This window comes from Gelidibacter salicanalis, from assembly GCF_016469035.1.
Classification (GTDB): Bacteria; Bacteroidota; Bacteroidia; order Flavobacteriales; family Flavobacteriaceae; genus Gelidibacter; species Gelidibacter salicanalis_A.
The window spans coordinates 87,448-108,897 of record NZ_JAEHJZ010000018.1; the positions used below are offsets into that span (position 1 = coordinate 87,448).

Genomic DNA, 21,450 nt, shown 5'->3' on the forward strand with positions numbered 1-21,450 from the left:
TTCGATGCGAAACAGAATTGTTTTTTTAGGTCTTTTTTTTGTTCTTGCCATCTCACTTGAGGCGCAGGAGCTGCTAAAGGATTATAGTTTTGTCAATATCAAGGCGGGTATTTCTAATGTGGGTATGTCCACAATTGTTCAAGATAGCCATGGCTTTATTTGGATAGGCACCAATGGTGACGGACTTTACAAGTACAATGGGATTGATTATATATCCTATAAAAATCAAATAAAAGACAGTACCTCCATCAGTAGCAGTCTTATTTACTGTTCATACATTGATTCGTCAAACCGGCTTTGGGTGGGCACGGAAGAAGGCTTAAATCTATATGACCATAAAAAAGACCAGTTCCAAAGATTTTACTTCAGCCCAAAAGATGTACCCAAAAACTCAAACATTTCTGTAAGTGCTTTGGCTGGTGATAAAGAGGGAAATCTCTTCATTGGAACATTTGAGCGCGGGTTTTTCAAATTGGAAAAAGGGAGCAATACGTTTGAAAAAATCCCCTTTGGCAGTAAAGACCCCAATGAATTAATAAACATCAACGGCATTGCGGTGCATCCAAATGGTAAAGTGTATGCAGGTTCAAGCTTAGGTCTGTTGGAATTTGATTCAAAATCCAAAACATTAATACCAACTTATTTCAACGTCGAAAGTGGGATGGAAACCATTAAAAATCCAATTCAATCGGTGTTTATAGGGAAAGACAAAAGTATTTGGCTGGGAACGATTTCCGATGGTCTCATCAAGGCAACAAAAGGCGACAATGAAAAAGGTGAATTCTCAAAAATTGAACGTTTTCCCTATACTGAAAAACGTGTTTTGGCCATGGTCCAACTGTCAGACCATTCTATAATGGTAGGGACCGAGAATGACGGTTTATTTCATCTTACCAAAACTGGGAATTTGATTAAAAATTACCTCTCCAATAAAACAGATAAGCACAGTATCAGCTCCAATTCTATTTGGTCCTTGTTCGTGGATCGCGATGAACGCATTTGGTTAGGCTATTACAATTCAGGTGTGGCGGTTTATGACAGGCTTTATGATAAATTTGACAATATTGAAAGCCTTGCCATTGATCACAATTCGTTGGAAGTTAGTTCTGTAACTGGTATTGCAAAAGACGGGAATGGTGATTTTTGGATCAGTATGGATGGTGGAGGGATTGATATCTATAATCCAAAGACACATAAGGTCAGACATATCAACAAAAAAAACACAAGTACTATTTCTGGATTGAATACATCCGACATTCAAACGATATTTATTGACAGTAAATCCAACGTTTGGGCTGGCAGTTGGAACAATGGTCTGTACCTATTAAAAAAGGGTTCCTCAAGTTTCATCAATTTTAATATTTCAACTACGCCCAAGGAGTTCAGATCGAATAGCATCCTAAGTTTTGATGAAGACTCGAAAGGAACTATTTGGATAGGCACGTTTTACAATGGTCTGATGTCCTACGATCCAACTTCTGGTACATTTACACATTATAACACAAAAGATTTTTTAAAGCACCACATTTATGATAAGGCGGTAAGAAAGGTGTTGGTGGATAGTGATGATCATATCTGGATCGGGACAACACAAGGACTATATAAGATTTTTAAGAATGGGATTGGAGAATTTGTTGTTGAGCCATTTCAGGATAAAATGAGGTCGCAGTACAATCGAACAAGTGCCAACCATATTCTGTCACTTTATGAAGGTATGGATAAAAGCATTTGGATAGGTACCAGAGGCTCTGGGTTGTCTAGATATAACAAGAAAGAGGATACACTCCAATGGTATAATACGACTACAGGACTACTTGAGGAAAATGTATCGGCAATAACCGAAAGTCAGGATGGAAATATTTGGATTAGTGGTAATTCTGGACTTTCCGCGTTGAATTTTAAAAAAGATACCATTATTAACTATACGGTTAACGATGGTCTTTTATCTAATGATTTCAATTTCAATGCAGTTTATAGAGATAATGAAGGCACGCTCTACTTTGGAAATTATGAAGGAATAGATTATTTCAATCCCAAAGATCTTAAAACAAATACGAGTGTTCCTGATTTATATTTAACAGGGCTCAAAATATTTAATGTTAATGTGGGGCCTAGTCAGAAGAACTCACCGCTTACCCGTGTTATTTCCGAAACGGACAGTATTGCTTTGACCTATAAGCAGAATGTTTTTACGATTGAATATACTGGTATAAACTATACACGGCCTGAAAAAAACCAATACGCCTATTATTTGGAAGGGTTGGAGAAAACATGGAACTATGTAGGCAATGCCAGAAATGCAACCTATACAAATCTCGATCATGGTGATTATGTTTTCAAACTAAAATCTGCTAATAATGATGGTGTATGGAATGAAAATGTTTTAACGCTCAAAATCACAATTTTGCCACCTTGGTGGCGGACCAATTTGGCTATTACTTCCTATATTATTCTATTTTTTCTCGGAATTTACTTGCTCAATAAAATTACAAAAAACAGATTAAGAGATAAGGAATCCCTACGGATTGAACGCATCCAACGTGTAAAAGAAGACGAATTGCACGAGAAAAAACTCCAATTTTTCACAAATATTTCTCATGAGTTTAGAACACCATTAACTTTGATGATCAATCCGCTAAAGGATATCATCAATGACGAAACACTTCAATTGCCCGAACGCGTCAAACAAAAACATAATATCATTTATAAAAACACCGATCGTTTATACCGTTTGATAAACGAATTGATGGATCTCCGAAAATTAGAACTCAATAAAGTTAGGATCAGGGCGGGAAAGCTAAATGCCGTAAGTTTTACAAAAGAAATCATGAGTTATTTTAAGGAAGAGGCTTACCATAAAAATATCGTTCTATCTTTAGATGCCGACGTTCCCGAAATCGGTTTGTGGGCCGATCAAGGTATGTTGGAAAAAATTATCTTCAATATTTTGTCCAATGCGCTTAAAGTCACACCGGAAGGAGGAACTATTACGGTGGATGTCGTCTCTAATGATGAACTTGAATCTTTGCCATTGGTCAATGCATCGACACCCGTTAAAGTGGTAAAGATCATCATTTCAGATACAGGGCCTGGATTAAAGAAAAAACAGGCCAAACGTATATTCGAGCGTTTTTATCAGGTCGAAAATCTTAATAAAACCTATTATGGTGGTACAGGCATAGGATTGGAAGTTGTTAAGAGTTTTGTTGAACTGCATAAAGGTAAAATTGAAGTTGACAGCGAACTAGGGCAAGGTACTACGTTTACGATTATTTTTCCAAAAGGGAATTCCCATTTTTCAAAGAAGGAAGTTATTTCCCATACTAATGAAATGCTCATCCAAAAGGAACAACATATTAATATTATTCCTCAGATTAGCACAATTGATGAGGAGTTGGAAGATTTGAAAAATGTAAAAGCTAATAAATTACTGATTGTTGAAGATAATGCAGAACTCAAAAATTATCTGAAGGATGAACTCAAAAAAACCTACAAGATATTATTGGCCTCCAACGGGAAGGAAGGATTGGAAATTGCAAAACAGTCCCTGCCAGACGTGATCATCACCGATGTCATTATGCCAGAAATGGACGGTTTCGATTTTTGCAAACATATCAAGACCGATATCAGGACTAGTCATATTCCACTGCTGATGTTGACGGCCAAGTCGCAAATGGACGACCGTATTGAGGGTATTAGCTATGGTGCGGATGCTTATATGGTTAAGCCATTTGATCTCCGATTATTAAAGTTGCGTCTGGCACAACTGATTACCAGTAGAAAATTGATATTTGATAAATATTTTGGTGCCATTAGTGGGGCAGAGGAAAATGCAAATGCCACCTCAATAGATAAAGAATTCATCCAAAAAATTCTGTCCTACATACACGAAAATATCAGTGATAACAGTTTGAGCGTGGAGGTCTTGGCATCCCAACTGAATTTAAGCAGAAGTCAATTATACCGTAAGATAAAAACCCTGACTGGTCAAACCGTCAATGAATTTATTAGAAAGATAAGACTTGAAAAAGCAAAACAGATTTTACAGACTGGAAACTCGACTATTAGCGAGGTGAGTTTTAAAGTTGGTTTCTCTTCACCTTCCTATTTTACAAAATGTTTTAAGTCGCATTTCGGTCAACTCCCAACAGATATTGAAATCAATGAGTCCTAATAAATTCACATTTTTTTAATAAATAATCTTCAATTATATAAAATTCGTTGCAACAAATGTATCAAATGTTGTATTTGCACCCTATTTTGAATGTTTCGCAACAAGATTCATACTGCTTGCTTTATGTGTAATACTTTTTAGAGGTTCCACTATATATATTTGGTACAACTAGGGTATGAAGGGTAATAGATCAAAGTTGGGATTGCTGGCAGAAATACTTATAGTGAGTATGATGCTTTTATTGCTGATTTTGATTTTGAGCCACTTCTAACCACTTATCAAAAAAATATTAAATGATTAAATCCATTTATTTACTAAAACGATTACCACTTAAAACTGCCTATTTAATAGCGAGCCTAATTATTTTTGGCGTTGTTGTTTCTTGTGGTTCTTCTGTAAATGATAAAGAAAAAAAGTATGAATTTGCGTTTCAAGACACTTCTTTGGATTTCGATAAACGTGCAGAGGATTTGGTCAGTCAGATGACCTTATCAGAAAAAGTATCTCAAATGCGCTACGATGCTCCTGCGATTAAACGACTTGGAATTCCTGAATATAACTGGTGGAATGAGTGTCTACACGGTGTGGCAAGAGCAGGAAAAGCTACGGTCTTTCCACAAGGTATAGGTATGGGCTCCACTTGGAATCCAGAATTGATTTTTGAAATGGGAACAGCAGTTTCTGATGAGGCTCGGGCTAAACACCATAAATTTATTAAGGAAGATCAGCGTGGCATCTATCAAGGCTTAACATTTTGGACACCAAACATCAATATTTTTAGAGATCCGCGATGGGGAAGAGGGCAGGAAACGTATGGTGAAGACCCATATTTAACAAGTAGAATTGGTGTCAACTATATTAATGGACTTCAAGGTAATGACGGTAAATATTTGAAATTGGTAGCGACTGCAAAACACTTTGCCGTACATAGTGGTCCGGAAAAATCTAGACACGAAGATAATTACCAAACATCCAATAAAGATTTATACGAAACCTATTTGCCAGCGTTTGAGGCTGCCGTTAAAGAAGCGAAGGTGCATTCTGTAATGTGTGCCTACAATAGATTTAGGGATGAAGCCTGTTGTGGAAGCAACCTTCTATTGAAAAAAATATTGCGTGACGATTGGGGATTTGAAGGCTATGTTGTATCTGATTGTTGGGCCATCAATGATTTTTGGGAGCCCAACCGTCATGGTCTAGCCGAAACACCGGCAGAAGCTGGTGCGCTTGCAGTTGAGCGTGGGACGGATTTAAATTGTGGTAGTGTTTTTGACCCTAATTTGAAAGAAGCAGTTTTAAAGGAAATGATTGATGAGTCTAAATTGGACATCGCCTTAAAAAGATTGTTTACAGCGCGATTCAAACTGGGAATGTTTGATCCGGAAGAAGATGTGTCCTTCAGCAAGATATCCTACGATGTTGTTGCGAGCAAAGAACATTATGCACTTTCTGAAAAAATAGCGAGAGAATCCATGGTCTTGTTAAAAAACGACAATAACACCTTACCATTATCAAAAAATATAAAATCGATTGCAGTCATTGGTCCAAATGCCAATTCTAAGCAGGCGCTTTTGGGCAACTATCACGGAACACCACTAAACTACGAAACACCATTAAAAGCAATCAAGGATAAATTGCCAAATGCAACTGTCAACTACGCATTGGGAAGCGATATCGCAGAAGGTTGGCCCATATTGAATGCCATTCCGACTGAATTTTTAAAAAATGGGAAGGCCAATGGCTTGAAAGGCGAATATTACAATAATCAAGATTTAAAGGGAACCCCTGTGTTGACAAGAAACGATGCCATGATCGATTTTATCTGGACACCTGAAAGACCCATTTCAGAATTGCAAAAAGATGTCTTTTCCGTTCGGTGGACTGGTCAATTGGTGCCGAAAACATCAGGAACATACAGAGTAGGGTTAAAAGCAAGTAGCAGTGGCAAATTAATCGTGGATGGTACTGAATTATTTAAATTTAGTGATGACCATGAGCCAAAAACGTTCTATTCCGATTTAACATTGGAAAAGGGAAAATCCTATAATATTCAGATTGAATACCATAATTATCACACTGATCCACAAGCACATTTTGTTTGGGCTAAGATGAACGAAGATTTATTGACGCCAGCCATTGAAGCTGCAAAAAAATCTGAAGTGGTGGTGCTTTGCTTGGGTCTATCTCCAGAGATTGAAGGCGAAGAAATGCCTGTTTTATTGGAAGGTTTTGATAAAGGTGATCGCTCGGACATTACATTACCAAAAACTCAAATTCGTCTCATGAAAGAGATTGTCGCTTTAGGGAAACCAACAATTGTCGTTTTGATGAACGGTAGTGCCTTGGCGGTCAATTGGGCCGGAGATAATGTGCCTGCCATCTTGGAGGCATGGTATCCAGGAGAATTTGGTGGAAAAGCTATTGCTGATGTACTTTTTGGTGACTATAATCCTGCAGGAAGACTTCCAGTAACCTTTTATAAATCGGTAACTGATTTACCAGATTTTAAAGATTACAACATGGAGAATAGAACTTATAAATATTTTACAGGAGATCCTCTTTTTCCATTTGGTCATGGTTTAAGCTATACCAGTTTTGCATATACTAATTTGAACATCCCAGACGAGGTTACCATAAACAACGACATTAATGTAGATGTCGAGGTTAGAAATACAGGAGTAGTTGATGGAGATGAAGTCGTTCAGCTATATGTTTCTCACAAAGGAAAGGAAAATGCCGCCACTAGAACGTTGGTAGGTTTTGAAAGGATTCATTTAAAAGCTGGTGAAGCAAAAAAAGTAATGTTTATTATAAGCCCAAAAAGCTACGCTTTAATAAGTGAGAATGGTGAATCTTTATTAGAACCAGGATCATTAGAATTAAGCGTTGGGGGAAAGCAACCAGGTTTTAAAGGGATTGCAGATACCGCCACAAGTGGAGTGATAACAAAAATAATATCACTAATAAATTAAATAAAAACAACCAAATAAATTAATAACTAAAACTATTTTAATATGAAGATCAAGTTTAAATTGGCAGTCATTGCTTTGGTAATGATTTGTACACAAAGCGTTTTCTCTCAGACAAAAACGCTGTCTGGTACTGTTTCAGATGAATCTGGAGTGCCAATTCCCGGTGTCTCCGTAATTGCTGTGGGAACAACAAATGGAACTTCTACAGATTTTGATGGGAATTTTAATATTACAATCCTTTCCAATCAAGCAAAAACTTTAATGTTTTCATATATTGGTTATGCTTCACAAGAGGTAAACGTATCTAACAAAACCAATTTTAATATAATAATGTTAGAAGACCAAACTCAGTTAGACGAAGTTGTTGTGGTAGGTTATGGTACGGTACTCAAAAAAGATGTTACTGGAGCAGTGACAACTGTGAAAGTTAACGCTGATGTAGCTATTCAATCAAACTCTGTAGAACAATTGCTACAGGGTAACGCAGCAGGGGTTCAAGTTACTCAAAATGCAGGATCATTAGGATCTGGTATTAGCGTAAAGATTAGAGGTGCTAATAGTTTAAGGGGAAACAATGAGCCACTTTATGTTATCGATGGTGTTATTATATCCTCAGCTGGAGAAGATGTAATAGCTTCTGGAGGCGTGGGTAATTCAGGTCAAGAAAATCAAAATGGTTTAACTGGAATTAATCCAAGGGATATTGAAAGTATTCAAATTTTAAAAGATGCATCAGCTACAGCTATTTATGGTTCTAGGGGAGCAAATGGAGTGGTATTAATAACAACAAAGAAAGGGAAGAATGGGAAGGTTAAAATCAATTCATTTATAACAACATCTGTAAGAACAATCACAAAAAAATATGACGTTTTAAATGGTGTTGATTATGCTAACTATCAAAATGAAATAGATGGATTAAATGGTGAAGATCCAGGATACGAAATAAATGGTTCGCAAGTATTTGGAGTTGCTTATGATGCTGCAAATAATCCAACAGTTTCAAATACCCCTGCACAAATTTTAAATTGGCAAGATGAATTATACCGACAAGGATTTAGTACGAAAGTAGGAATGTCTGCTTCTGGAGGTAGTGATAATGGTAATTATTATATATCTGCAGGGTTTGACGATCAACAAGGTATTGTTGCTAATTCGAGTCTTAAAAGTGGTGATTTAAGAATTAATTTAAATCAAGATCTTAATGAGAATTTAAAACTAGAGACAAGAGTCAGTGGGTTTTTTAATAGCACCGATTTTACAGAATCAGGAGATTTGATTGGGGGCAGTGAAAGTTTTGTTAATAATGTTATAACATTTAGACCTGTAATTACTGGAGAAATTGAAGATTTAGGGCAAGATTTAGAAGCTGCAAACCCTTATTCATGGGTAAATGATTTTTCTGATTTTTCTAAAGAAAAAAGATATATTGGATCTTTAGGACTTACTTATGAACTTCCTTTAGAAGGTTTAAGTTATCAAATACAAGCAGGAGGAGATGTAAGAACAAAAGATAGAAGACGTTTTTATGGAATAACAACTTATCAAGGTGCTAATGCAAACGGGGCACTACAAATATCAACTTTAAATGCATCATCGTATCAAATTAATAATTTTTTGAGATTCAATAGAACATTTAACAATAAGCATAGAATAAATGCAACTGCTGGTGTTACCTATGATGTAAGAAATGTAGAAAATAGTATTTATGCTGTTGAAGATTTTGTAACTACAGAGCTGACTACAGAACAGCCATTTTTAGCGTCTATAATTACACAGCCATTACAATTTTTTAGATCAGATCAACAAATTTTTTCTTTATTAGGGCGTGTAAATTACACCTTTAATGATAAATATATCCTAACAGCATCTTTCCGTAGGGATGGGGTGTCGAAATTCTCAAAGAATAACAGATATGGATTTTTTCCTTCATTTGCAGTAGCATGGAGACTTGAAGATGAAAAATTTATTAAAAGTTTAAACCTTTTTGAAGATTTAAAACTAAGAGCTGGTTGGGGCCAAATAGGAAATCATGGTATTGGGCCTTACGGAACATTGTCTAATTATGGAATAAACGGATCCTTATATGGAACTCCTGGAAATGGAACAAGTGTGCCATTATCGCTAAATAACATTGCAAACCCTAACTTAACTTGGGAAACTACCGAACAACTAAACTTTGGTTTAGATTTTGCGACTAAAAACAATAGGTTTTCTGGAAGTATTGATATGTATGATAAGACGACGAAAGATTTATTGCAAAGGAGTCCAATTCCAACTTCTTCAGGATTTGGTACTATACTTATAAATAGAGGAACCATTTCTAACAAAGGATTAGAAGTAGCATTTAATGTAGCTCCTGTTTCTACAGACGATTTTCAAATAAATATAGGTGCAAATATTGCATTTAATAAAACTAAAATTGAAACTTTAGGGATTCCTTTAAAAGATTTTTATATAGATGGTACTGCGCAACAAAAGTCTTTCTACTTTGGAGATAATATTAGTCGAGGGCTTGTATTCAAATCACCAGCAAATGTATTTGTAGAAGGTGAAGAAATGAGTCTTTTTTATGGTTATCAAACCAATGGGGTATATCAAACAGAAGATACAGATCTAACAGAAGGTGCGAAACCGGGTGATATAAGAATTGTAGATCAAAATAAAGACGGTAAAATCGATTTGTTAGATAGAACATTTATTGGAAATCCAAACCCAGATTTTGTTTATGGGTTTGATTTAAATTTCAAATTAAAAAGACTTACTGCTAATTTCCAATTTAATGGGGTTTACGGTAACGATATTGCTAATGGTAACTTGTTGCGATTAGGAAATGCAGAAGGCGATGGTGGAAATATATTAACGGCCACCTATAATAATGCTTGGAGGCCAAACAGTCAATCAAACATCTATCCAAGAATAGGATTTACTACCGAAAACCGTCCTGCAATTTCAGATCGTATTATTGAAGATGGCAGTTATTTGAGATTGAACAATGTGACTATTGGATATGATATCCCTGTTGAAAAAAGTAAGTTTTTTGAACGTCTGAATGTGTATATCGCAGGTCAAAATTTAGTAACCTGGACACATTATAGCGGATACAATCCTGAGATTACAAACTTTTTATACACTGGACTTATAAATGGTGTTGATTGGAATGGATCGCCAAATGCAAGTACTATATTATTAGGATTAAATATTAATTTCTAAGCACCATTGAATATTAAAAAAAAACAAAAAACAGAAACACATGAAAAATTTCAAATTTATTTTAATATTGATTTTTGGTTTTTTATCTAGTTCATGTAACTTAGATGAAGATCCAATATTTTTAGACGAAACATTATATGATACGCCACAAAGTGCATCTGCTGCATTAGATGGCATTTATCAAGAGCTAACCAATTACAATACGCTAGAACGCCGTATATTTGTAGTCAATGGTTTTTCAGGATTATTTGTCGCAGCTAGAGGTGGGGACAATATAAATAGTAGTCATAACTCACAGATCGTTTCATTAAAGCCTACTTATGATGGTGATTCTGAATCCATGTGGGGTGGTTTGTACGGTGCTATAGCACAAACAAATTCAGCAATTAAATCAATTACAGTTGTTGATAATCCTTCTACCAAAGATGAATTGCTTTTTAGCGATATCGCCGGTCATGCGTATTTTGTGCGTGCATGGTCATACTTTTCTTTAGTAAGACTTTTTGGAGATATTCCTTTATGGTTGGAACTTGCTGATTCTGAAAATTTAAATAAATCAAAATCAACAGCGAAAGAGGTTTATGCACAAGTTATTAGTGATGCTAAAAATGCAGCTAGTTTATTAAATGGAGCAAGTGGTAATGGTTATCCGAAACGATATGCTGCCAATATGCTATTAGCAAAAGTGTATATGACATTGGCTACCAATCCAGATTTACGTGAAGGTTCATTAACAGAAATGGACTATTGGCAAATGGCATATACTGAAGCTATGAAAGTATATGGAATATATACTTTAGTACCTAATTACAGTAGCTTGTTTACCGATTCAAATGAAAATTCCACAGAATCTATTTTTGAACTTCAAATAAGTCAAGATGCTGCAAATTCACAAATGGGAAGAAATTTTACACCACCCAATTATAAGGCATCACAAGCTTATGGATACCTTAGAGTACATGCTGATGTTTATGACCAGCATGTTAATACATATCCAGGAGACCCAAGAATTGATGCCACTTATTTAAGTGAATATGCAAATGCTAACACTGGAGATATCATTAAAGTTTATCCTGCCGATGCAACACGAGCAAATTTTAAAATAGCGAATCCATACTTTTTTAAATTTGCTGAAAAAGATAAGACTCATAGTAACCAGTTTAATAACCAGAACCACATTATATACCGTTACGGAGAATTACTCATTATGCTTGCCGAAATTTCTAATGAATTACAAAATGGTCAACAATTAGGTTATGTTACAGAATTGTTGGACAGAGTAGGCAAAGTACCTCACGCTGGGTATCTAGGATCTAAAGAAAATTTTAGAGATGCGATAATGATGGAATACCGTTTTGAATTAATAGGCGAAGGAGAAGATTCGCATAACAATAGACGTAGAGGGTTTGATTATTTTCTAAAGAACACGATAAATAAACATAATAATAACCCCGGTTTTAATGCCAATGTAGATCTTACATTAAATACGACTAAATCGGAAGTTATGGGGTTACCAATTCCGCTAAAAGAAGTTAACACAAATGAACTTATAAACTAGTTTTAATGATTAAATAGAATAAGTCATAGTTATCATTGCTATGGCTTGTTCTATTAAATGTCTATAAACGAATTGCTTGGGGGTAAATTGTGGAGTTTATAAAACATTCACGCCCAATACTACAAGTGGTCTCCTTATTCTTTTATTGATGAGTTTTACTTGCTAATAAGTTTGTTTGTTGGCGGTAATTTACCCGTAACGTTAATCGTGTACCAATATCCAGTATTTGTGGTTATAGATTATATAAGAGTATTTTAAATAGTAAATGGGAATGAAGTCACAATATCTCTATTTATAAAGTATAAGATGCATTATATAACTTCTCAATAGACTTTAATTATTAAAAAAGTATAGCAATATGAAAAAACTTACAGTTAAAAATTTTTCTAAAGTAATTTGTGCCTTACTTATATTAACAGGATGCAATGATAAAACGACTATAGAGAATACAACTTCACCAGAATCAAATAAAAATCAAGATATAGGATTAAAATTTGCTTTTAAAAATCACTTTCTAATAGGTAGTGCATTAAGTGTCAATGATGTTTTGGATAAGGATAATACTTCAAAACAAATAGTAAAAAAGGAGTTCAATACTATAACTCCAGAAAACTGTATGAAAGCTGAAATTGTAAATCCAAAGCCTGGAGTTTATGATTTTATAGCAGCAGATGCTTTTGTTGCCTTTGGTCAAGAAAACAACATGTTTATTATTGGTCACACTTTGATATGGCATAATCAAACACCTGCTTGGTTTTTTACCAATAAAAATGGTGAACCCAATTCTCCTGAAGAGCAGAAAGCACAATTGCGTAAACATATAGAAGCGGTTGCGGGAAGATATGCTGGAAAAGTGCAAGCTTGGGATGTTGTAAACGAGGTTATTGATGATGATGGCTCTTATAGATCGACCACATGGGTAAATAGTATTGGTGATGGTGATGAGATGGTTAAACTGGCCTTTAAATATGCAAGTGAATATGCGCCTGATACGGAACTATATTATAATGATTTTAATGCTTGGCGCCCTGAAAAAAGAGACGGAATTGTTCGGATGATAAAGATGCTTAAAGATGCTGGAATTAGAATAGATGGTATAGGAATTCAAGCGCATTGGGGTTTAAATTTCCCTAAGAATGAATATATTCAAGAGGCTATCGATGCTTATGCTGCATTAGGCGTTAAAGTTATGATTACAGAATTAGATGTTGATGTATTACCACTTACTAAAGAAGGTCAAATCATTGGGCGTAGTATGATGGAACCTCAGTTTCAATTAGAAGAGTTCGAAACATTTCTAGACCCCTACAAAGAAGGTTTACCAGAATCCGTAGAACAGAAACTAGCTAATCGTTATAAAGAATTATTTGGAATTTTTGTAAAGAACAGCGATAAAATAGATAGAGTCACTTTTTGGGGAATGCATGATGGTATGTCCTGGAAAAATGATTATCCAATACCAAATAGGACTAATTATCCGCTTCTGTACAATAGAGATATGAAACCAAAACTGGCGAGACAGGCCGTTTTAGAGAGTCTCAAATAACAAGTAAATCTATACTAAGAAAACTCTAAAGATGAATTAAGTTGTTTCAATTCATCTTTCTTGAGATATGGCGACTTCATTGAGAATATCTATTATTGGCGATCTTCAAAGTAAAAAAATAAGAGTATACATTATTGATTCCTAAATATTATGAAGATAAATAAATTAATACTATTATTCGTTACAACGTTGTTTTTAGGCTCTTGTTCTAACGATGAACAGGGAAGTACAATTGAGTCTGAAGTTGAAACGCCAGTTACAGTCAAAGCTTCATTTAGTTATACCATTTCAGCTACAGATCCTTATGTAGCCATATTTCAAAATACTACGGAAAGTTCATTTCAATATCAAAGTTTGTGGGATTATGGTTTAGGTGAAGGAAAGGTCAATGTTGGCAGCGGTTTAGTAGAGGTGAGATATAATGAAGTTGGCAATTATACCGTGAAATTTTATGCTGTTTATAATGGCGTTACAACAGAAGAAAGTAAAACTATAAAAGTTGATGAAAATGGAATTTGCCCTAATGGACTTTGTGGATCTACAAGTAGCACAAGTTTAAAGGATGCGGCAACAACTTTTGCCGTTGGAAATATCACCAGATCATCATGGGTAATAGGAAGCGGAAAGTACATTGAACTATTAAAGAATGAATTTAATAGTTTGACTTCCGAATATGAAATGAAGATGAACGTTATGTATCCTGCTCAAGGGTCTTATAATTTTAGTGCTGCTGATGCTATTGTTAGTTTTGCACAGGCAAACGATATGTATGTGCATGGTCATGCATTAATTTGGCACAATGCGACACCAAGTTGGGTTGAAAATTTCTCTGGAACTGACGCTGAATTTGAAGCCATGGTGAAAGCATATATTACAACTACAGTTACGAGATACAAAGGAAAAGTACGTTCTTGGGATGTTGTAAACGAGGCACTGGAAGATGGAAGCGGCAACCCTTTAAGAAAATCTGTTTTCAAACAAAAAATGGGAGATGATTATATTAAAAAATGTTTTCAATTTGCGAGAGATGCAGATCCAGATGTATTGCTTTTTTACAACGATTATAATATGGCTTCTAGCGCAACAAAAAGAGCAGCAATGTTTACATTGGTTGATGAATTAGGTGATTTAATTGATGGCGTAGGTGCTCAAATGCATATTTCATACAACGGCCCTTCAGCGTCTCAAATTAAAAATTTAGCTGATGGTGTTATTTCAAGAAATTTAAAACTACATTTTGCTGAATTAGACATTAGAGCTAATCCTAATAACGATTTAACTGTGCTGTCAAACGATAGAGCTAAAGCACAAAGCGCAAAATATAAAGAAGTAGTTCAAATATATAATTCAATTCCTTTAGAAAATAAATTTGCGCTAACCGTTTGGGGAGTTCGAGATAATGAGTCTTGGTTAATAGATTTCTGGGGAAATGCAGATTGGCCTTTACTGTTTGATTCAAATTATAATAAAAAACTATCGTATTACGGATTCCTAGGAGGATTGCAATAAATAAATTTCATAAATTTCAAAAACAGGTTTAAGATTTAAAAGAGTGTTTTTTAAATTTTAGAACTGTTTTTTCTGTAAAAAAGATAATAAACATGAAGAAAATATATTTTATAAAATCAGGGTGCATATTAGTACTTGTCTTAAGTGTTCTGGCTTGTAATAGTTCAAAAAAAAGGAATAGCACTATAGGTTTAAAAGATGCTTCAACTTTTCCAATAGGAACAGCAATAAAGATTCATACTTTAATGAATGACGCTAAGCTTCAAAAAATACAAAAACAGAATTTTAATAGCATTACGGCCACTAATGATATGAAAATGCAGTCCATAATACCGACTGAAAATAATTATAATTGGAAGACTGTCGATACCATTTTGAATTATGCCGAAACACATAATCAGCGATTATTTGGACATAATTTAATTTGGCATAGTTCTACTCCAGAATGGGTTATAGCTAAAGCAGAAAAAGATAGTCTATGGTTAGATAGCTTTATGAAAGAATACATAACACGTTATGTTGGACGTTACAAAGGTAAAGTTGCTGCTTGGGATGTTGTTAATGAGGCTTTTGAATCTAGTGGTGGTAATTATAGAGAAACGTTTTGGTACAATAAATTAGGTAAAAGTTATATAGAAAAAGCATTTAAATATGCTCATGAAGCAGACCCTGATGCCGTTTTATTTTATAACGATTTTAATATAGAACGCGATACCACGAAGTTACATGCCGTAATTAAAATGGTAAATGAATTTAAGGAGAAAGGCGTTCCAATTTCTGGAATAGGTTTTCAAATGCACATAAGAATGGATATCCCAGATGAAATTATAGCATATTCATTAAAAAAAGCTGCAGAAACCGGATTGCAAATACATTTATCTGAAGTAGATATTATTTTTAATACACATAACGATGAAAGGTTGGGTGGTATTGAAAATTATAGTTCACTAACAGATGAAATGAAACAAGCTCAGGCAGAAAAATATAAAAATCTAATTGAAATGTATAAAGAAATAGTACCTAAAGAACAGCAGTTCGGAATTACATTATGGGATTTTACAGATAGAGATACCTGGATTAGAGGGTTTTTTAATATGAGAGATTGGCCTAGTATTTACGATGATAATTTACAACCGAAGCCGGCTTACCTTGGCTTTTTGGAAGGTTTAAAAGATTGAAAAATTAAGACATGAAAAAATCCATTTGGATTGAAGACCTATAAAACGGAAATGAATAAACGAATATGTAATCACATGAATAAAAAGTTAGAAAAATGAAAATAGCTCTATGTTGGTTTATAGTATTAAAGTCTTTTGTGTGTCTTGCTCAAAACAACTATAGTATATCATCTCAAAAGGACAGACTTAGACAATATTCTGGTCAGTGGATAAGTGCTGCTTACCCAAGCAGAGATAGTGTAGCCCTATTTCCAGAAATAAAAATGAGTAGTATTACTAATTTCAATAACCATTCTCTTACAGTTAAAGTCTCACAAAAAGATGCTAATAACCAGTACCATCCTATACTTCATGAAATTATTGGTTATGATAGTGTTACCGATACTATTTTTGCAGCAGGTCATAATGCAAAAGGCGCATTTTTTACTGGGAAAGGCAAGTTTTCTTCAGAAAATAATTGGACCATGCAGGATAAAGATCTTAATGGTAATAAAACCATAAAGGTCGATTTTAACTTTCAGAATTATACGGATGTTATATTAGAAGGCTTTGATAATAACAAGCAAAGTTTATGGAAAACCAGATATATTAAAAACAATCCTAGTGATAAAAATATTGGTATTCAGCTCGTTTCTGTTCATGATGAAATGCTTAAAAACCCAGAACAAACCTTAATTCAATTAGGTAGAATGGGCTATAGTTATGTTGAAACCTTTGTATATAAAAATGGTGGTTTTTACGGTCAAAGTCCAACGCAGTTTAAGGCTATGGTTGAAAAAGCAGGTATGAAGTTTTTGGGTTCTATGACCTTTTTCGATCCTGAAAACAAAAATGATGATGCCGCAATAAATACGTGGTGGACTAAGACTATACAAGATCATAAAAAAGCGGGTGTTGAGTATCTTTCTACTTCAAATAGTAAAATAAAAAACATTAAGACTATTAAAGACCTTCAAGAGTATTGCAATTACTATAACAAAGTAGGAAAGCTATGTAAAAACAATGGTTTGAAATTTATTTTTCATAATCATGCCGATGAATTTTTAATGGTGGAAGAGGTAAGAGTTTACGATTACTTTCTTAAAAATACCAATCCGGAATATGTGTATTTTCAATCGGATATATATTGGATGCAAGTCGCTGGCGTTAATCCTGTCGATTATTTTAAAGCCTATCCTAACCGATTTATAAGTTGGCATGTTAAAGACTTTAAAGAATTAGGAGAAAGTGGTAAAATAGATTTCAAGCATATTTTTAAATATCAAGAATTATCAGGTGTTCAATATATAATATCAGAAGTTGAAGATTATAGCTTTCCACCTTTGTTTAGTGTGAGTTTAGCATGGGAATATATTTATTATGAATTATTAAGATAAACGTTTGATTATGAAACCTTTTAAAATGAAGTATCTTTTATTAACTATATGTGTCCTTATAATGATTAAAACGAATGCTCAAGATCAGTTTCGTGTTTTATTGTTTACCCAACACGATGATTGGCATTTCAATACCATCCCTTTTGCTGTTCAGGCTTTTGAAGATATGGCAGAAGAACATCAGTTTAAGTTTAATTGGACACAAAGGCCAAATGATCTTATAAAGCAATTACCAGAACATGATGTCGTAATATTTATGAATGCCAATGCCGATTCTTTGAAGACAAAGCATATGGTTGCCTTAAAAGCATTCATGAAACGCGGCGGAGGCTTTGTTGGCATACACGCAACAGCAGATTGTGAAAACAATAACTCCTGGTTTGATGGTCTTGTTGGAGCGAAATTTGTAGATCATCCAAAATTGCAAGCAGCCATGGTGAAAGTTAAGAATAATGATTTTCCAGCAACATGGCATCTACCAAATAAATGGCTTCGAAGTGATGAGTGGTATAACTTTAATAATATCGATTTAGATAATCTAAATGTGGTATTAACTGTTGATGAAGCTTCTTATGATTTTACAGCGGGTTATGATGAAATGCCTTTAAAAGGTATGGGGCAAATACATCCTATTTCATGGTATCAAAATTATGAAGGAGGAAAATCGTTTTATACTGCCTTAGGACATAAGCCTGAATCTTACAAGGACAAAAACTTTTTGAATCACATTTTTGGAGCCATATACTGGGCGTCTAAGTAAATTATTTCGTACCAATTATAAGTGCTGAAAAGGTATATTAGTTTTTATCGCTATGCGATAAATTCAGAAAGTTGGCATAAGAAAAAGGAGTCAATAACAACTGTTTGAGCTCCTTTTTTCACACTAAACTAAACTAAACAAACTAAACTATTCAATGTATGGTTTTAGAGGAACATTAGTTCCATCTTCATTATATGTTATTTCTGCTAATTTAACAGATCTTAAATGTGTAACTCCTTTAGATAAAGAGGAATCATGGTAAAACAAATACCATTTTTCGTCTACTTTATAAATAGAGTGGTGGCTTGTCCAGCCAACAACAGGCTCTAGAATTATTCCCTTATAAGTAAATGGTCCATAAGGATTATCACCAATGGCATAGCATATCAAATGTGTATCACCAGTAGAATAAGAAAAGTAATATTTACCGTTGTATTTGTGCATCCAAGAGGCTTCAAAAAAGCGTCTGTCATTATCGCCTGCTAGTAATAAATTTCCTGCTTCATCTAAAATTTCTAAGGGTTTAGGCGTCTCAGAAAATTATAATAAATCATCGGTCATTTTTGCAACAAAAGGCAATAATGCAGGGTCATTATCTTCTGGTAAAAATGCTGTTGGACTATTTGGTTGTGCTGCGTTAAATTCACCAGTTCTCCAGCGTTGTAATTGTCCTCCCCAAAGACCTCCAAAATACATGTAATAGCTACCGTCGTCATCTTTAAAAACGGCTGGATCTATAGAAAAACTTCCTCTAATGGCTTCGGGTTGTGCTATAAATGGACCTGTTGGTGAGTCACTAATTGCAACACCAATTCTAAAGATTCCATCGTAAGCTTTTGCAGGAAAAAATAAATAGTATTTGCCATCTTTTTCATTGGCATCTGGAGCCCACATTTGTTTTTCGGCCCAGGGCACATCATTCACATGCAGAGCTAAGCCATTGTCTACAGCTTCGCTATTTACGGAATCCATAGAAATAACATGGTAATCTTCCATAGCAAAATGACTACCTAAATCATCAAATGCTTCTCCGGCGTCTATATCGTGAGATGGGTAAATATATATTTTTCCATTAAAACAATGGGCAGATGGATCTGCAGTGTAAATGTTTGTTACTAATGGTTGTGAAATAGCGCGCTTATTTAGATCCTCAAAATTGATGTTTTCAGTCCAGATGAATTTTCGAATATTGGCTTACAAAACTTTTTTAACGCTGCGCATAACCATAAAAAACCAGTGATGGTAGGTGAGTCTGCACCTCGTTATGTTGGAGTTTTAGATGGTGAAACTTCTTGGAATAAATGGTTTAAACCTTATTTCGAAATGCTTTATAATAACCCTGGGATAAAAGCATTTTGCTACATCAATTGGAATTGGGAATTCTGGTCTAACAAAATAGGTTTTCAATGGCATGATTGGAAAGATGCTCGTATAGAAAAAAATCCATTTGTATTGGAGGCCTATAATACGGAAATGAAAACACAAATATTTAATCATCTTAATAAAAAGTTAGAAAAATGAAAATAGCTCTATGTTTAATTATAGTATTAAAGTCTTTTGTGTGTATTGCTCAAAACAAGTATAGTATATCATCTCAAAAGGACAGACTTAGACAATATTCTGGTCAGTGGATAAGTGCTGTTAACCCAAGCAGAGATAGTGTAGGCCTATTTCCCGAAATAAAAATGAGTAGTATGACTAATTTCAATAACCATTCTCTCACAGTTAAAGTCTCACAAAAAGATAATAGTAACCAATACCATCCTATACTTCTTGAAATTATTGGTTATGATAGTGTTACCGATACTATTTTTGCAGCAGACCATAATGCACAAGGCGCATTTTTTAGTGGAAAAGGAATCTTTACATCTGAAAAAATTGGACGATGCTAGACAGAGACCTAGATGATAATTTAACAATGAAGGTTGATTTTAACTTTCAAAATTATAAGGATGTGGTACTAGAAGGTTTTGATAATGAAAATCATAGTTTATGGAAAACCAGATATATTAAAGACAATCCTAAAAGCAAAAATATTGGTATACAGCTCGTTTCTGTTCATGACGATATGCTTAAGAATCCAGAAGAAACCTTAACTCAATTAGGTAGAATGGGCGATAGCTATATTGAAATTTTTGTATATGAAAAAGGTCGTTTTTATGGTCAAAGTCCAGAACAGTTTAGAGCTATGGTTGAAAAATCGGGCATGAAATTTTTGGCTTCTATGACTTTTTTCGGTCCTGAAGATAAAAATGATGATACTGTAATAAATACGTGGTGGACTAAGACTATACAAGATCATAAAAAAGCGGGTGTTGAGTATCTTTCTACTTCAAATAGTAAAATAAAAAACATTAAGACTATTAAAGACCTTCAAGATTATTGCAATTCTTATAACAAAGTAGGAAAGCTATGTAAAGACAATGGTTTGAAATTTGTTTTTCATAATCATACCGATGAATTTTTAATGGTTGTAGGAGTGAGAGTTTATGATTACTTTCTTCAAAACACCAATCCGGAATATGTGTATTTTCAAGCGGATATATATTGGATGCATGTCGCCGGTGTTAATCCTGTCGATTATTTTAAAGCCTATCCTAACCGATTTATAAGTTGGCATGTTAAAGACTTTAAAGAATTAGGAGAAAGCGGTAAAATAGATTTCAAGCATATTTTTAAATATCAAGAATTATCAGGTGTTCAATATATAATATCAGAAGTTGAAGATTATAGCTTTCCACCTTTGTTTAGTGTGGGACTAGCATGGGAATATATTTATTATGAATTATTAAAATAAACGTTTGATTATGAAACGCCATGTTCAAACACCTTAGAATATATTATATGTCACACGCATCGTTATTAATGTAGTATTATCCGCTTTTAAGGCATGATTGCAACATTAATTATAGTATATGCTTCATTTTTTGTTTTAATATGTTTAACCTTTTATTAACATTACAGTGCAAGTTAGCGGCGTACTAAAATGAATCTATAACAGTGCGTTTTTTTTAAAAACAAGTAATTTAATATTATGGAGTGAAAACAATGAAATTATGTATTAGTTAGATTTAAGCCATGATAAGTAGAAATCCTATGAATGAATTTGGCCGGTTAAAACAAGTATCAACCAAAACTTACAGATTTAAGTGACTATAAAAGATTTA

14 protein-coding genes are annotated in these 21,450 nt (G+C 34.1%); 12 read left to right on the forward strand and 2 right to left on the reverse strand.

Going from position 1 to position 21,450, the window contains the following annotated elements; translation table 11 throughout:
- The first annotated feature begins 4 nt into the window (after positions 1–4).
- The 9 genes from JEM65_RS08330 to JEM65_RS08370 all read left to right on the forward strand — a co-directional run bounded on the left by JEM65_RS08330 (position 5) and on the right by JEM65_RS08370 (position 18,283).
- A complete protein-coding gene (locus tag JEM65_RS08330) occupies positions 5–4,174 on the forward strand; it encodes a two-component regulator propeller domain-containing protein (protein WP_199598486.1) in 4,170 nt (1,389 codons plus the stop codon).
- A 293-nt stretch (positions 4,175–4,467) separates the two neighbouring features.
- Entirely contained in the window at positions 4,468–7,146 is a 2,679-nt protein-coding gene (locus JEM65_RS08335) for a glycoside hydrolase family 3 protein (RefSeq protein ID WP_199598487.1), read from the forward strand.
- A 42-nt stretch (positions 7,147–7,188) separates the two neighbouring features.
- Positions 7,189–10,356, forward strand: a complete 3,168-nt coding sequence (locus JEM65_RS08340) for a SusC/RagA family TonB-linked outer membrane protein (RefSeq protein ID WP_199598488.1) — start codon at positions 7,189–7,191, stop codon at positions 10,354–10,356.
- A 40-nt stretch (positions 10,357–10,396) separates the two neighbouring features.
- The gene (locus JEM65_RS08345) at positions 10,397–11,914 is read left to right on the forward strand and encodes a RagB/SusD family nutrient uptake outer membrane protein (protein ID WP_199598489.1); all 1,518 of its coding nucleotides are present in this window, start codon (positions 10,397–10,399) and stop codon (positions 11,912–11,914) included.
- Between the two features lie 358 nt (positions 11,915–12,272).
- Positions 12,273–13,460 carry an endo-1,4-beta-xylanase gene (locus tag JEM65_RS08350; protein WP_199598490.1) on the forward strand — a complete coding sequence of 396 codons (1,188 nt, stop codon included), beginning with the start codon at positions 12,273–12,275 and terminating at the stop codon, positions 13,458–13,460.
- A gap of 150 nt (positions 13,461–13,610) precedes the next feature.
- Positions 13,611–14,969, forward strand: a complete 1,359-nt coding sequence (locus tag JEM65_RS08355) for an endo-1,4-beta-xylanase (RefSeq protein WP_199598491.1) — start codon at positions 13,611–13,613, stop codon at positions 14,967–14,969.
- Between the two features lie 92 nt (positions 14,970–15,061).
- Positions 15,062–16,147, forward strand: a complete 1,086-nt coding sequence (locus JEM65_RS08360; protein ID WP_199598492.1) for an endo-1,4-beta-xylanase — start codon at positions 15,062–15,064, stop codon at positions 16,145–16,147.
- Between the two features lie 95 nt (positions 16,148–16,242).
- Positions 16,243–17,523 (forward strand): sugar phosphate isomerase/epimerase family protein, encoded by a 1,281-nt coding sequence (locus tag JEM65_RS08365; protein WP_199598493.1) that lies wholly within the window; start codon positions 16,243–16,245, stop codon positions 17,521–17,523.
- 10 nt (positions 17,524–17,533) lie between these two features.
- Positions 17,534–18,283: a ThuA domain-containing protein gene (locus JEM65_RS08370; protein ID WP_199598494.1), complete on the forward strand. Its 750-nt coding sequence runs from the start codon at positions 17,534–17,536 to the stop codon at positions 18,281–18,283.
- 147 nt (positions 18,284–18,430) lie between these two features.
- Here JEM65_RS08370 and JEM65_RS23550 read toward each other — a convergent pair whose 3' ends face one another.
- Both JEM65_RS23550 and JEM65_RS23555 read right to left on the reverse strand, forming a co-directional pair.
- Positions 18,431–18,796 carry a family 43 glycosylhydrolase gene (locus tag JEM65_RS23550; RefSeq protein WP_439953504.1) on the reverse strand — a complete coding sequence of 122 codons (366 nt, stop codon included), beginning with the start codon at positions 18,794–18,796 and terminating at the stop codon, positions 18,431–18,433.
- Positions 18,797–18,823: 27 nt separating this feature from the next.
- Positions 18,824–19,279, reverse strand: coding sequence for a family 43 glycosylhydrolase (locus JEM65_RS23555; protein ID WP_439953503.1), 456 nt, complete (start codon positions 19,277–19,279; stop codon positions 18,824–18,826).
- A 243-nt stretch (positions 19,280–19,522) separates the two neighbouring features.
- On the opposite strand from JEM65_RS23555, the gene JEM65_RS08380 reads away from it, so the two are divergent.
- Genes JEM65_RS08380 through JEM65_RS08390 form a run of 3 tightly spaced genes read left to right on the forward strand, consistent with a single transcriptional unit; the run spans position 19,523 to position 21,080 of the window.
- Entirely contained in the window at positions 19,523–19,804 is a 282-nt protein-coding gene (locus JEM65_RS08380; RefSeq protein ID WP_199598495.1) for a hypothetical protein, read from the forward strand.
- A complete protein-coding gene (locus tag JEM65_RS08385) occupies positions 19,801–20,175 on the forward strand; it encodes a hypothetical protein (RefSeq protein WP_199598496.1) in 375 nt (124 codons plus the stop codon). The genes JEM65_RS08380 and JEM65_RS08385 overlap by 4 nt, the downstream gene beginning before the upstream one ends.
- A complete protein-coding gene (locus tag JEM65_RS08390; protein WP_199598497.1) occupies positions 20,169–21,080 on the forward strand; it encodes a sugar phosphate isomerase/epimerase family protein in 912 nt (303 codons plus the stop codon). The genes JEM65_RS08385 and JEM65_RS08390 overlap by 7 nt, the downstream gene beginning before the upstream one ends.
- Positions 21,081–21,450: the final 370 nt, after the last annotated feature.